The 14,268-nt window shown below is 70.1% G+C and carries 11 protein-coding genes; 7 read left to right on the top strand and 4 right to left on the bottom strand.

The genetic code is table 11. The features are described from left to right. Positions 1 to 15 precede the first annotated feature (15 nt). Positions 16 to 1,197 (bottom strand): transcription termination factor Rho, encoded by a 1,182-nt coding sequence (gene rho / locus ACSMXV_RS03605; RefSeq protein WP_473176243.1) that lies wholly within the window; start codon positions 1,195 to 1,197, stop codon positions 16 to 18. 709 nt (positions 1,198 to 1,906) lie between these two features. Further along, positions 1,907 to 3,064, bottom strand: a complete 1,158-nt coding sequence (locus ACSMXV_RS03600) for an ROK family protein (protein WP_473176242.1) — start codon at positions 3,062 to 3,064, stop codon at positions 1,907 to 1,909. Between the two features lie 164 nt (positions 3,065 to 3,228). Between ACSMXV_RS03600 and ACSMXV_RS03595 the strand changes: the two genes are divergently transcribed. From ACSMXV_RS03595 to ACSMXV_RS03580, 4 genes are read left to right on the top strand one after another with little or no spacing between them, the layout of a single operon-like run. Next, entirely contained in the window at positions 3,229 to 4,182 is a 954-nt protein-coding gene (locus ACSMXV_RS03595; protein ID WP_473176241.1) for a carbohydrate ABC transporter permease, read from the top strand. 18 nt (positions 4,183 to 4,200) lie between these two features. Next, positions 4,201 to 5,130, top strand: coding sequence for a carbohydrate ABC transporter permease (locus tag ACSMXV_RS03590; protein WP_473176240.1), 930 nt, complete (start codon positions 4,201 to 4,203; stop codon positions 5,128 to 5,130). Positions 5,131 to 5,141: 11 nt separating this feature from the next. Continuing rightward, positions 5,142 to 6,485: an ABC transporter substrate-binding protein gene (locus ACSMXV_RS03585; protein ID WP_473176239.1), complete on the top strand. Its 1,344-nt coding sequence runs from the start codon at positions 5,142 to 5,144 to the stop codon at positions 6,483 to 6,485. Positions 6,486 to 6,499: 14 nt separating this feature from the next. Beyond that, positions 6,500 to 7,702 carry a Gfo/Idh/MocA family protein gene (locus tag ACSMXV_RS03580; protein ID WP_473176238.1) on the top strand — a complete coding sequence of 401 codons (1,203 nt, stop codon included), beginning with the start codon at positions 6,500 to 6,502 and terminating at the stop codon, positions 7,700 to 7,702. Between the two features lie 126 nt (positions 7,703 to 7,828). Here the strand turns inward: ACSMXV_RS03580 and ACSMXV_RS03575 are convergent, their stop codons facing one another. Both ACSMXV_RS03575 and pdxA read right to left on the bottom strand, forming a co-directional pair. After that, positions 7,829 to 8,614: a DeoR/GlpR family DNA-binding transcription regulator gene (locus ACSMXV_RS03575; RefSeq protein ID WP_473176237.1), complete on the bottom strand. Its 786-nt coding sequence runs from the start codon at positions 8,612 to 8,614 to the stop codon at positions 7,829 to 7,831. Positions 8,615 to 8,661: 47 nt separating this feature from the next. After that, entirely contained in the window at positions 8,662 to 10,938 is a 2,277-nt protein-coding gene (gene pdxA / locus ACSMXV_RS03570; RefSeq protein ID WP_473176236.1) for a 4-hydroxythreonine-4-phosphate dehydrogenase PdxA, read from the bottom strand. A 251-nt stretch (positions 10,939 to 11,189) separates the two neighbouring features. Here pdxA and ACSMXV_RS03565 point away from each other — a divergent pair, with 251 nt between their 5' ends. From ACSMXV_RS03565 to ACSMXV_RS03555, 3 genes are all read left to right on the top strand, one after another. Then, on the top strand, positions 11,190 to 12,170 hold the full coding sequence (locus ACSMXV_RS03565; protein WP_473176235.1) for an aldo/keto reductase: 981 nt from the start codon (positions 11,190 to 11,192) through the stop codon (positions 12,168 to 12,170). Between the two features lie 62 nt (positions 12,171 to 12,232). After that, complete coding sequence (locus ACSMXV_RS03560; protein ID WP_473176234.1) at positions 12,233 to 13,012, top strand: HpcH/HpaI aldolase family protein; 780 nt, start codon at positions 12,233 to 12,235, stop codon at positions 13,010 to 13,012. 286 nt (positions 13,013 to 13,298) lie between these two features. Beyond that, the gene (locus ACSMXV_RS03555) at positions 13,299 to 14,258 is read left to right on the top strand and encodes a phosphoglycerate dehydrogenase (protein WP_473176233.1); all 960 of its coding nucleotides are present in this window, start codon (positions 13,299 to 13,301) and stop codon (positions 14,256 to 14,258) included. Positions 14,259 to 14,268 lie beyond the last annotated feature (10 nt).

The raw sequence follows: 14,268 nt of genomic DNA, 5'->3' as shown, positions 1-14,268 counted from the left end.
CCGCCTCTTGTCTGTTCAGGCGCCCGGGACGGTGTGGTGGACCTGGCGGATGAAGGCGGCGTTGTCCGGGGTGTGCCGGATCCTGTCCATCAGCGTCTCCAGTGCCGCCTGACCATCGCGGGTCTGCAGGGCGCGCCGTAGTCCTTGTACAGCTGTCAACTCGCCTGTCGGGAGCAGGAGTTCCTCACGTCGGGTTCCCGAAGGTGCGATGTCGACGGCCGGGTAGATGCGCTTGTCCGCGATTGCGCGGTCCAGCCGGAGCTCCATGTTGCCGGTGCTCTTGAGCTCCTCGAAGAAGTAGTCGTCGGCGCGGGAGCCGGTCTCCACGAGGGCCGTGGCGAGGATGGTCAGGGAGCCGCCCTCCTCGGCCATGCGTGCCGCTCCGAAGAGGCGCTTGGGCCCGTGGAGTGCCGCAGCGTCGACGCCGCCGCTGAGCGTGCGGCCGCCTCCCGCCGATGCGTTGTTGTGGGCCCGGCACAGACGGGTGAGGGAGTCCAGCAGGATGACGACGTCCTGCCCCTGTTCGACAAGGCGCTTGGCGCGCTCCACCACCATTTCGGCGAGGGCGATGTGCTCCTTCGGGGACCGGTCGAACGTCGAGGCGAGCACCTCGCCCCGTACCGAACGGCGCATGTCGGTGACTTCTTCGGGGCGTTCGTCGAGCAGTACCACCATGAGATGGCACTCGGGGTGGTTCTCGGCGATGGCGGCGGCGAGTTGTTGGAGCAGTACCGTCTTGCCGGTCTTCGGGGGTGCCACGATGAGGCCGCGTTGTCCCTTGCCGATGGGCGCGATGAGGTCGACGATCCGGCCTGTCAGGCTCCCGGCGGCGCTTTCGAGGCGGAGCCGCTCTCGCGGGTGCAGCGGGGTGAGGTCACGGAAGTGCGGCCGGGCGCGCAGGGCTTCGGGCGGGCGGCCGTTGACCCGCTCGACGGAGCCGAGTGAGCGTTGGCGGCCGCGGCCGCCGCCCTCGGCGACGTCGCCTTCGACGACATCGCCCTTGCGAAGGCCCATCCGACGGATCAGGGAGGAGGACACCTGTGCGTCGCCGGGGGCCGGCAGGCAGCCCTTGCCCCGCAGAAAACCGTGCCCGTTGTGGGCGATGTCGAGGACACCGGCGATTCGGACGGGGGCGCCGGAGGCCTCGGGGGCGCTCGTGGGGGCTTGGGGAGGGGTTTGTTCGAGAGTGCTGGTCATGTGAGTCCTTTCGCGGACACGGACAGATCGACAGGGAATGGCGAGAAGGGGGAGGACTGGCTGCGAGAGGGCGGTGAACTCACGCCTGTACAGCGGGGAACTCACGCGTGTACGGCCAACTCGCGTACGGTCGACAACCTGTGCGCGGGCGGGCGCTCTGGCCCGTACGACCCTTGGGAAAGCTCGAAGCCGGTGCAGACGCAGTGATGTGCAGAAGCTGGATCGCCGGTCAGGAATGACGGGCGCAGCAGCGGAGATTCAGAGAGACGGCATCGGCGCCACAACATGGGCGAACACAAGTACCGATTGCACTATACCACTCCGGATCGGGGCCGGGCGGCGGCTACACCTGGCGCCGAAACTTCGCGGCCGGCAGCCCCCGGCCAGGGCCTGCGTCCACTGCGCGACCCGGACGTGCCCGTGGCCCTGGCCTGGACCGTGCCGATACCGGGAGTCGCCGGCCTCGATGAGCGCGTCGAGCTGGACGCGTGTTGTGGCGCGCGTGGATGTGGTGCGTGAGCGGTCGCGGGGCAACTGGAACGGGCACTCATGCCCGGGCCGCGGAGGTGCGCGCCATGCGCGCCGCGCCCGTTGGCTCGTGCGGCGCCAGGACCGCAGCGCGCGCACGATCGCGCCCGCCGCAGGCCCGCGCCGCCGCCGCAGGCGCAATCCGGCACTGGGAGCCCGTCCGCGACTACGCCTTCCCGTGTCACCCGTCGTACGACCCCAGCACCAGCACCTGAATCGCCAGCACCGCGGCCCCCCGCGCCCAGTCGTGGAAGTCCGACACCTTCGTCTCCAGGGGCACCGGGTCGGCGAGCGGGTGGCGGTGGGCGCGGATAGTCTCCCTCACCCGCTCTCCGGCCACGTCCATCAGGCCAACGCCCTCTCCGGCGAGCAGGATCTTCTGCGGCATGGCGAAGTTGGCGATCTGGGCCACCAGTGTGCCCAGCGCGCGAGCCGCCTCGTCGATGACACGGGCGGGCATGGGCTCCTCTCCGGCGGCGGCGAGGATCTCCTCGTACGTCAGGTCGCGTCCGGTGGCGGCCCGGATCTGGTAGCGGATGCTGGGGATGGTCAGCAGCGAGACGGCGCTGCCGCGTTCCCCGTCAGGGGTGAGCGGACCGTTGGGGTTGACGATCCAGTGGCGGCCGAAGCCGCGGTCCTCCTCGGCGCAGGGCACCCGCTTGCCGCCGAGGACGAGCCCGTAGCCGATGCCGGCGCCGATGGTGAGGACGACGAAACGGTCGAGGCCGCGGCCGGCACCGAACCAGGTCTCGGCCTCGACGAGGGCGGCGACATCGTTCTCGACGACCACTGGCAGCCCGGTGCGCTCCTCGACGAGTTCGGCCAAATGGACGTCCCGCCACGACAGGAAGGGTGACTCCCCGACCACGGCACGGTCCTGGACGAGGCCGCCCACGCCGATGCCGATGCCGGCGAGCCCGGGGTGGGAGTCGGCGAGCTCGGCAGTCATCTCGCCCAGCTGATCGGCGACCTCGCCCGGGTCGTGCGTGGTGAGCGGGCGGTCGTACCGGGTGACGATCTCGCTCCTGAGTGTGGTGACGACGCCGTACACCATGTCCTCGGTGATCTTGAAGCCGACGAAGGAGCGGGACTCGGCGACGATGTCGAGGGGCTGCGAGGGGCGCCCCTGCCGGACCTCGGCGAGCGCGGCACTCTCGGGAACCTCGACGAGGAGGCCCGACTCGATCAGCGGTTTGGTCAGCCTGGTGAGGCTGCCCGCCGAGAGGCTGAGCCGCCGGGCGATCTCGGTGCGGGACAGTGGGCCGTGCACGAGCACCTCGAGCGCCACCGCGCGTTCCCCTGCGCTGAGCGGCAGCCAGCTGGCGACACGTGTGGTCATGAAGGTCAGACTCCCCCAAGATTTCTTTCGCTCTAGAAGTAACACCCCCACTCTATGTCGCGTCTAGTCCTTTCAGAAGATGTCTGCACGACCCTTGACGCGATAATTCTTCCGCCGCAAAAGTAAATGGCCTGAGGACGAGCCGCCGATGAGGGAGCCCCCCGATGACCGTCGCCTCCAGCAGTCCACCATCCCGCCTACCTCTGACCGGCGCCGAACACGTGGTGCCGACCAAGGGGGCCAAGGCCCGCGCACGCGGTGACGGCGCCCTCGCAGCCGTCTTCATCGCACCCGCGATGCTGGGCTTCCTGGTCTTCCTGTGCTGGCCCACGATCCGGGGCATCTGGCTCAGCTTCACCCGGTTCAATCTGCTCACCCCGGCCGAGTGGGTGGGCCTCGACAACTACATACGCATGGTCAACGACCCCATCTTCTGGAGCTCGTTGGGCGTCACGGTCGAGTACGTGGTCATCAACATCGGTGTGCAGACGGTCTCCGCCCTGGCCATCGCCGTACTACTGCAGCGGCTGACCCAGTCGTCCCTGCTGCGCGGCATCGTCCTCACCCCCTACCTCATGTCGAACGTCGTCGCCGGCCTCGTCTGGCTGTGGATCCTCGACACCCAGCTCGGCATCGGCAACGAGATCATCACCGCCATCGGCTTCGACCGCATCCCCTTCCTCGCCGACGAGACCTGGGCGATCCCCACCATCGCCCTGATCAACGTCTGGCGGCACGTCGGCTACACCGCTCTGCTCCTCTTCGCCGGTCTCCAGGCGATCCCGAACGACGTGTACGAGGCGGCCAGGGTCGACGGCGCGAGCGAGTGGCGGATGTTCTGGCGGATCACCATGCCGCTGCTGCGGCCGGTGCTGGCCGTGGTGCTGATCATGACCGTGATCGGTTCGTTCCAGGTGTTCGACACCGTGGCGGTGACCACGGCAGGCGGTCCGGCGAACGCGACCAACGTGCTCCAGTACTACATCTACGGCTCCGCCTTCGGCCGCTTCCAGTTCGGCTACGCCTCGGCGATGTCCGTCGCCCTGCTGGTCGTGCTGAGCGCGATCACCGTCCTTCAGTACCGGCTCACCCGGGCCGGCCAGAGCGACCTCGGCTGACGGAAGGGAGACACCGACATGGCTGCCGTGACAACCACTACGACCGGGGCGCCCGGGATACGACCGGAGCGTCGCAGGTTCTCCTTCGGGCGGGCCGCGGCCTGGACCGGGATGGGTCTGATCGTCCTCATCACCCTGCTGCCCTTCTACTGGATCCTGCGCACCGCGCTCTCCACCAACGCGGGTCTGGGCGCCGATCCCACCAACCCGTTGCCGGCCGATCTCACCACCAGCGGCTTCGAGCGGGCCCTCGGTCTGCAGTCGGCCGAGGAGGCGGTAGCGCAGGGCGGCGCAGGCGGCGGGCTCGACTTCTGGCGCTATCTGCTCAACTCGGTGCTCGTCTCGACGCTGATCACCGGCTGTCAGATCTTCTTCTCCGCGATGGCCGCGTACGCCTTCGCGCGGCTGCGCTGGCGCGGCAGGGACACGGTGTTCGGGCTGTTCCTGGCCGGGCTGATGGTGCCGACCATCTTCACGCTGCTGCCGAACTTCGTGCTCATCAAGCAGCTCCACCTGGTGGACACGCTCTTGGGGATCGCACTGCCAAGCCTCTTCATGACGCCGTTCGCGGTGTTCTTCCTGCGGCAGTTCTTCATGAACATCCCCCGGGAGGTCGAGGAGGCGGCGCTGCTCGACGGGGCCGGAAAGGTCAAGATCTTCTTCCGGGTGATCCTGCCGATGGCGTCCACGCCGATCATCACGCTGTCCGTACTGACATACATCACCTCCTGGAACGACTACTTCTGGCCGCTGATGGTCTCCTACAGCGACAGCTCGCGCGTGCTGACCGTGGCGCTGGCGGTCTTCCGGGCGCAGACCCCGGCGACCGGCGTCGACTGGTCCGGGCTCATGGCGGCGACGCTGATCGCCGCGCTCCCGATGCTGGTGCTCTTCGCCTGCTTCGCTCGCCGCATCGTCAGCTCCATCGGCTTCACCGGAATCAAGTGAGGGACGTGAAGATGCGACTTCGTACGCTGACCGCGCTTGCCGGAGCGCTGGCCCTGTCCCTTGCGACCGGCTGCGCGAAGGGCGACTCCACGGGAGCGTCCGCGAACACGGTGACGTACTGGTTGTGGGACGCCAACCAGCTGCCCGCCTACCAGGCCTGCGCCAAGGGGTTCGAGAAGGAGAACCCCGGGCTCAAGGTAAAGATCACCCAGTTGGGCTGGAGCGACTACTGGACCAAGCTCACCGCCGGGTTCATCGCGGGCACCCAGCCGGACGTGTTCACCGACCACATCCAGAAGTTCGGCCAGTTCGCCGATCTCCAGGTGCTGGAGCCACTCGACGACCTGGACATCAAGGAATCCGACTACCAGCCGGGACTGGCCGCCAACTGGATCGGCCAGGACGGCCACCGCTACGGCACCCCCAAAGACTGGGACACCGTCGCACTCTTCTACAACGAGAAGTTGGCGAAGGACGCCGGTCTCACCGCTGAGCAGCTGGGCAACCTTTCCTGGAACCCCAAGGACGGCGGAACCTTCGAGAAGGCGATCGCCCACCTCACCGTCGACCAGAACGGCAAGCGCGGCGACGAGCCGGGCTTCGACAAGAACAACGTCAAGGTGTACGGGCTGGCCAACAACGGCGGCGGCTACGGCGACGGCCAGACGCAGTGGAGCCACTTCACCGCCTCCGCCGGGTGGAGCTACACGGACAAGGCGCGCTGGGGCACGAAGTACCAGTACGACAGCAAGACCTTCCAGACCGTCATCGACTGGTACTTCGGCCTGGCGAAGAAGGGCTACATGGCCCCCCTTTCCGACTACAACGTCCAGTCCAACCAGGCCAACACCCAGGTCGCCGCCGGCAAGGCCGCCAGCGCCTTCGACGGGGCCTGGATGATCTCCACCTACAACGGCTTCAAGGGCATGGACATCAAGACGGCCCTCACCCCCGTCGGCCCGACAGGCAAGCGCGCCACCATGATGAACGGCCTCGCCGACTCCATCACCAAGGGCGCCAAGAACAAGGAGGGCGCCCGGAAGTGGGTGGCCTACCTGGCTTCCGACAAGTGCCAGACCGTCGTCGGCAAGGCCGGCGTCGTCTTCCCCGCCACGCCGGGCGGCACCGAGGCCGCCATCGCCGCGTACAAGAAGAAGGGCATCGACGTCACGGCCTTCACCGAACCCGTGGCCGACAAGAAGGACTTCCGGACCTTCTCCTACCCGATCACCAACTACGCGGCGGACGTGACCGCGCTCATGCAGCCCACCATGGAGGACGTCTTCGGCAACGGCAAGCCGGTGAGCAGCCTCGACGAGACCAACGACCAGATCAACTTCATCCTCAACCAGTGAAGGACATCCACCACATGACGTTCTCCCTCGGCATCGTCGGCGCCGGGCAGTTCGCCGGCCAGTTCGCCAAGCTGTTCCAGGCGCATCCGGGCGTCGGCGACGTCTTCGTCACGGATCTGCTCCCCGAGCGCGCCGAGCAACTCTTCACCGACGAGGGGCTGGCGGGGACCTGCCCGTCGTACACGGCAATGCTGGAGTCCAAGGCCATTGACGCGGTCGCGATCTTCACCCAGCGCTGGACGCACGGACCCCTCGTCATCCAGGCGCTGCGGGCCGGCAAGCACGTCTACTCCGCGGTGCCGATGGCGATCACTCAGGACGAGATCGCGGAGATCATCGATGCCGTACGCGAGACCGGCCTGACGTACATGATGGGCGAGACCAGCCACTACAACCCGGCCACCGTGTACGCCCGCGACCAGATCGCGGAGGGCGCCTTCGGCCGGCTCTTCTACGCCGAGGGCGACTACGTCCACGACATGGACCTGGGCTTCTACGAGGCGTACCAGTACAGCGGCGGCGAGAACTGGAAGGCCACCGCCAGCTATCCGCCGCTCCTCTACCCCACGCACTCCGTGGGCGGGGTGCTCGGCGCCTGGCAGACGCATGCGGTGAGCGTGTCGGCGATCGGTGTGCCGGACGAGCGCGGAGACGGCGTCTTCGACAAGGAGGTCAGCCAGTTCGGCAACGACTTCTCCAATGCCACCGCCCTGTTCGAGGTCGCGGGCGGCGGAACGTTCCGCACGAACGAGTTCCGCCGGGTCGGCTACCCGTCCCACATCCGCGAATCGCGGTTCCGCTTCTTCGGCACGGACGGCAGCTTCGAGCAGCTCGCCACGTACAGCCTCTGGCAGGACAAGAAGGGGATCACGGACGTCACCGAACACCTCCAGCCCAAGCCGACGATGTCGCCGGACGACCCGTCGCTCCAGCACATCGCCCCGGCCCTGCGGGACGCCTTCACCTCGGGCTCGGCGCCCGTGCACGACCGGGCGCGGCTGCCCAGGGAGTTCGACCACATGAAGAACGGCCACGAGGGGAGCCACCACTTCCTGGTCGACGACTTCGTCACCGCGGTCAACGCCCGGACACTGCCGCCCGTGAACGCCTGGGTCGCGGCCCGCTACACGCTGCCGGGGATCATCGCCCACCAGTCTGCACTGCAGGGCGGTGACCGCCTCGAGATACCGGACTTCGGGGACGCACCCGCGGTGTAGGCGGCGCGCGCTGTTGTTACGACGGGCCGGTTGTTCCTCGCTCCCCCGGGGACAACCGGCCCGTTTCATCTGTGAGTCCGCGTGGTCAGCCCACAGTCGGTCCGCTCGCGCGGTCGGTCAGCCGGGTCAGTCGGCCGCCGGCACCTCGACCAGGACCACCTCGACGCCGCGCTGGCGCAGCGCCTCCACGATCACCGGGTCCGCGCCGGCGTCGGTCACGAGCGTCCAGCCTTCCGGGAGCGTCGCCCAGGCGTGGAACGGGCGGCGGCCGAGCTTCGCCGCATGGGCGAGGACGTACACATGCTCGGCCCGGCGGGCCATCAGCTCCTTGAGGCGGGTCTGCCGAAGGTCCGCCTCGCAGATGCCGTGTTCGGGCGAGATGCCGTCGGTGCCGAGGAACACCCGGTCGAACGTCATGCGCTCCAGTGCGGCCTCGGTCAGCGGGCCGACAAAGCCCTGGCTGAGCGGCCGCAGCGTACCGCCGAGGCATTCGACATGAACGGTTTCGACGTCGGAGAGCTCCTGGAGAGCGGTGAGACCGGTCGTCGCGACCGTGAGCTCCTTCGCCGAGCGCAGCTCATGCGCGAGGGCCCCGACGGTGGACCCCGCGTCCAGGAGCACGGTCTCGCCCGCCCGCACCTCGGCCGCCGCCCGGCGTGCGATGGCCCGCTTGGCCTCGAAGGCCTCGCCGGTGCGCTGCCTCAGCGACGCCTCGGGGTGGGCGGTCAGCGCCATGGCGCCGCCGTAGGTACGGGCGAGCCGGCCGTCGGCGGTCAGCTTCGCCAGATCACGGCGGATGGTGGAGGCCGTGACGCCGAAGAGCCGGGACAGCTCCTCGACACTCGTGAGGCCGGTCGTGGTGGCCAGGTGCAGGATTCGGTCGCGCCGGGCCTGTGATCCGTTCGCGGACATCGGTCGTGGAGTCCTTCGTAGGGGCGAGCGGCTGCAGCGGTGTCGTCTCAGCTGACCGGCACGGACGACATCTCGGCCGCCTGGCGCAGGGCCTCGACCATGCTACCGGCCTCGGCAATTCCCTTGCCTGCGATGTCGAACGCCGTGCCGTGGTCGACGGAGGTACGGATGACGGGCAGCCCGACGGTGAGATTGACACCGGCCTCGATGCCCAGCACCTTGACCGGGCCGTGGCCCTGGTCGTGGTACATGGCGACGATCAGGTCGTAGTCGCCGCGGCCGGCGAGGAAGAAGGCGGTGTCCGCCGGGAGCGGTCCGCGTGCGTCGATGCCGTCGGCGCGCAGCACCTCCAGGGCCGGGACGATCTTCTCCTCCTCCTCGCCGTAGCCGAAGAGGCCGTTCTCGCCGGCGTGCGGGTTGATTCCGCAGACCCCGATGACCGGGTCGGCCACGCCCGCGCGCACCATCGCCTCGTGGCCGCGGCGCACCGTGCGCTCCACGAGCCCGGGCTCGATGCGGCGCACGGCGTCGATCAGCCCGATGTGGGTGGTGACGTGGATGACCTTCACCTTGGGCGTCGACAGCATCATCGACACCTCGTCGACTCCGGTGAGATGGGCGAGTAGCTCGGTATGGCCGGGGTAGAGGTGCCCGGCGGCGTGCAGCGCCTCCTTGTTGAGCGGCGCGGTGCAGATGCCGTGCACGGCTCCGCTGAGCGCGAGCTCCGCGGCGGCCCGTACGTACTGGTAGGCGGCCTCGCCGGCCACCGCGGAGAGCTCGCCCCACGGCAGGTCGGCGGGCAGCAGCCCCAGGTCGATGACGTTGACGCGGCCGGGCGTGAACTCGGCGTCGTCCGGTGCCGTCACCGGCACGATCTCGCAGTCCATGCCCAGGATCGCCGCCGCCTGGCGCAGCCGTTCGGCGTCGCCGACGACGACGGGGCGGCAGCGGGCGACGGTGTCGGGGTGCAGCAGCGCCGGCACGATCACCTCCGGGCCGATGCCCGCGCCGTCGCCCATGGTCACCGCGACGAGCGGGAGCGAACGGCGGCTGCCGGCGGGCGGGGTGGCGTTCACCACGGGGTCTCCTTGCGATACGAGGTGTGGGAGGTTCGGTCGAAGTGCGGCAGCGATCCGGAGCAGTGAGCCGGTGTCGCCGAAGCTGCCGGGACGGGTGACGACATGGCGTCCGTCGGGTGTGAGCGAGTGGACGGCGCCGTGGTGGATCTCTCCGATGGGTGTCAGATGAGGGACGCGGAGGGCGTCGAGTACGCGGCGTGCGGTTTCGCCGCCGGTCAGGACGAGGTCGGAGGGGGCCGCGCCCGTGCGGCCGTTCGCATGGACGGCGGTCGCGCGGGCCAGTCCGGCCACCAGGTTCCGTGCCGAACCCGCCCTGATGCCCTGGGTGTTGTCGATGCTCAGGACGGTGACGGTGTCCGAAGCGGCCTCGAAGAGGCTGGACGGGACGGATGCAGCCGGGGCTTCGAGCATGTCGAGCGGGAGCCGGATGTGCCGGGCTCCGCGCTCGGTGAGTTGCGCGATCTGCGCAACGGCGGAGGGTTCGGCGGTGCCGACGACGACCAGGAGCGGACGGCCGCCTACGGGCGCGGGTGCGGCCGGCCCAGCGCCGGGGGCGTCCAGGATGCGGCCGAGCGCCGCGGCCAGGCCTCCCGAACCCATGAGGCGCACACCCGGACCGGAGGCCAGAGCCGCCTCGGCGATCAGGTCCAGATCGCCGTCCGTCTCGGCGTCGCACACCGGAACGCACCCCGCGGCAAGGGCGTCGCGCAGGACGGTGGCGAGCGCGCCGCCCCGGACGTCGTCGAGGGGCACGACGACCGTCCGCAGGCCGTCGAGCAACGCTCCGATCGACGGCGGAGGCGCCGTACCCTCCGCACGCCATGCGTCCGTCGCGTGCAGCGGGACTTCGTCCAGATGGACGACCCCGCCGCGGACCGTCCTGCCGGCGGACGGCAGGGCCGGGGCGATGACGACACCCTCGGCACCGTCCGCGTAGGCGGCCGCCTCCGCCGCGACATTGCCCCGCAGCAGTGAGTCCGCCTTCTTCAGCACCAGGGTGCCCTCGGCGGGCACGGCCGCCAGCGCCTCGCGCACGAGACGGGCGGCGTCCGCCGCGGGAAGCTGCCGTGAGTCGAGATCCACCACGACGGCCTCGCCCACCGCGGGCAGGGCGACCGGCGTGGGGCCCAGCACGATACGGCTGCGCACGCGCAGCGCCGCTGCTGTCTCCGCCGCTCCGGACAGGTCGTCCGCAAGGGCGAGGACACGCCGGCACACCCGTACGTCTCGGGGCTTGCAGGACACGGCTACCTCCCTGGGGCGGCCCGGACGGGCGGCCTCGGCGCTCGATGATGACATGGACTGCGTGATCTGCGCGAGACCCCTTGCGTGAAACGCGCAACCGTGGAACGGTTTCCGGCGCGACATCCTGTGAGCGCCGTCCTCGACCGGGCGCCGCCCGAGCCGGTCGCCTCCCTGAACCCGAGAAGGCCGAAGCATCCCGCTTCGCTCGCTGCCCGAGCCTCGCTCACCGCCTCACCGGAAGGAACCACCAAGTGACCATCGGCATCGATCTGCCGAACGTTCCCGTGTCCCTGTCCCGTCTCGTGCTCGGCACCATGACGTTCGGCGACACCGTGGACCGGGCCGGGGCCGCGGCCATGCTCGACGCGGCGCTGGAGGCGGGCATCACCGGCGTGGACACCGCCAACGGCTACGCGGGCGGAGAGAGCGAACGCATCCTCGCCGATCTGCTCCCAGCCCACCGCGACCGGATCGTGCTGGCCACCAAGGCCGGCATTCCGCACCCCGACCAGGGCGACCACGCCCCGCTGTCCGCCGCCGGACTGCGCGCCGCCCTCGACGGCAGCCTCAAGCGGCTCGGCACCGACCGCGTCGACCTCTTCTATCTGCACCAGCCCGACCGGTCCACGCACCTGGGCGAAACCCTGGCCACCGTCGCCGAGTTCGTGGCGGAGGGCAAGGTCCTCGCGCTGGGCGTCTCCAACTACGCGGCCTGGCAGATCGCCGACCTCGTGCGCGTGGCCGACGAGGTGGGCGCTCCGCGGCCCGTCGTCGCACAGCAGATGCACAACCTCCTCGCCCGCCGGATCGAGGAGGAGTACGTCGAGTACGCCGCCGTCAGCGGACTGCGCACCATGGTCTACAACCCGCTCGGCGGCGGTCTGCTCACCGGCCGCCACCGCTTCGAACAGGCCCCGGCCACCGGGCGCTTCGGCGACTCTAGGGTGGCCGAAATGTACAAGCAGCGCTACTGGGACGCGCGCCTCTTCGACGCCGTGGCGGAACTGACCCGGATCGCGGACGGCACGGGCATCCCGCTCACCGAACTCGCCCTGCGCTGGCTGCTCGACCGCGACAGCACCGACGCCCTGCTGCTCGGCGGCTCCCGCACTGAGCATCTGCGCGCCAACATCGCCGCCGCCCAGGCCGGTCCGCTGCCCGCCGACGTGACCGCCGCATGCGATGCCGTCGGCGACGCGCTGCGTGGCCCGATGCCCGCCTACAACCGCTGACCCCATTTCGGCCTGACACATCGGCCTGCACGTCGGGCCTGCACATTCGGAGGAACACCCTCATGACACCGGCAGAGTTCACCGCCGCCCTGCGGTCCCGCGAGCAACTCCTCGGCTACTGGTGCCTGATGGACGCACCTGTCGCCACCGAGCGCATCGCCCGCCTCGGTTACGACTACGTCGCCCTGGACGCCCAGCACGGCCTGTTCGGGTACTCCGGCATGCTCAACAACCTCCTCGCGATCGACGCCAGGGGATCCACCGCCGTGGGACTCGTCCGCGTCGAGGCCAATGACCCCGCGCCCATCGGCCGCGCCCTCGACGCCGGAGCGACCGGCGTGATCGTGCCCTTGATCGACACCGCCGAACAGGCCGCCGACGCCGTGGCAGCGGTGCGCTATCCGCCCCTCGGCCGCCGCTCGTACGGGCCCATGCGCTCCGCCCTGCGCATCGGCCCGCGCCCGGCCGACACACGTGACGCCACCGTCGTACTCGCCATGATCGAAACGGCGGAGGGGCTCGCCAACGTCGCCGAGATCTGCGCGACGCCCGGCCTCGACGGCGTGTACGTCGGCCCCTCCGACCTGCGGATAGCCATCGGCGGCGCCACCTCCACCGACCCCGCCGTGGCCGACGAGTTCGAAGCCGCACTCGTCACGGTGCGGGAGGCCGCCGCCGCCGCAGGAATCGCCGCGGGCATCCACAACCCTGACGGCGACAGCGCCGCCAAGCGCCTCGCCGAGGGCTTCACCTTCGCCACCGTCGCCTCCGACCTGGTGCACCTGGAGCAGACCGCCAACCAGCACCTCGCCGCGGCCCGCGCGGCGCGGAGGACACCATGACGTGAGGCGCGGGAGACGCCGTGAAGGGCGGCGCAGGCGCTCCGTGACGTGCGGGCGGCCCTCGCGCCTTACGCCCCAGCGGCTCCACGCTTCCGGCCCCGCCGTGCAGAACCATGCCGCAAGCCCGGCGGTGCTTCCCGGCGTCGCACTCGGCGGACCACTCCGGCGCACCGCGCAGCGGCCTGGTGACCTCACCCCGGACACCGCACGGCGCCATCCACATCGCCCCACACCAACCGCCGCCAGGCCATCCGGCACATCCGCCCGGCCCCGAGGAGCCCGCCGCATGACATCCCGTACGACCACCCTGATCACCACTCCGACCTTCGCGCGCTTCTCGAGCGAACCCTGGGCGATCCTCGAGGAAGCCGGTGCGGGGCCCACCCGCCCGTACGAGAACGCGGCGCCGGCCGGCGACGAACTCCTCAAGCTCATACCGGAAGCGGACGCCCTGATCGTCGGCATGGACCCGATCACGGCCGACGTCATCGCCGCCGCCGACCGTCTGAAGGTCATCGCCAAGCACGGCGTCGGAGTCGACACGATCGACGTCGATGCGGCGCGCGCCCGCGGCATCCGGGTCGTCTACGCACCGGGCAGCAACTCACGCGCCGTCGCCGAGTTCACCTTCGGGCTCATCCTGGATGCCGCCCGCCGCATCACGGCCTCCCATCGGCTGGTCGCCGACGGCGGCTGGCCGAAGCTCTTCGGCCCCGAACTCGCCGGTCGCACACTCGCGGTCATCGGCTTCGGGCGCATCGGGCGGCTCCTCGCCGGATACGCCACGGCCTTCGGCATGCACGTCCTCGCCCACGACCCCTACCTGGACGAGGAGCAGTTCGCCGAGTACGTCGTCGAAGGCGGAACCCTCGACGACTGCCTCGCCCGCGCGGACGTCGTCAGCCTGCACCTGCCCGCCGACCCGGGCTCGCCCCCGCTCCTCGACGGCTCCCGCCTGCGCTCCATGAAACCGGGCGCCATCCTCGTCAACGCCGCCCGCGGCGGCCTCGTCGACGAGAGCGCTCTCGCCGACGCGCTGCACGACGGTCACATCGGTGCGGCCGCGCTCGACGCCTTCGCCCACGAACCCCTGGGCGAGAGCCCGTTGCGCAGCGCCCCCAACACCCTGCTCACCTCGCACATGGCCGCCTGCAGCCAGGAGGCCAACCGTGCCATGGGCGTGATGGTCGCCGAGGACGTCGTACGCGTCCTCGCCGGCGAGTTCCCACACCACCACGTCGCCTGACTCCCGTCCC

It is taken from the genome of Streptomyces sp. DSM 42067 (genome assembly GCF_055792885.1).
Note: the sequence above shows the minus strand (reverse complement) of the source record. Positions and strands in the feature narration are given on the sequence as shown.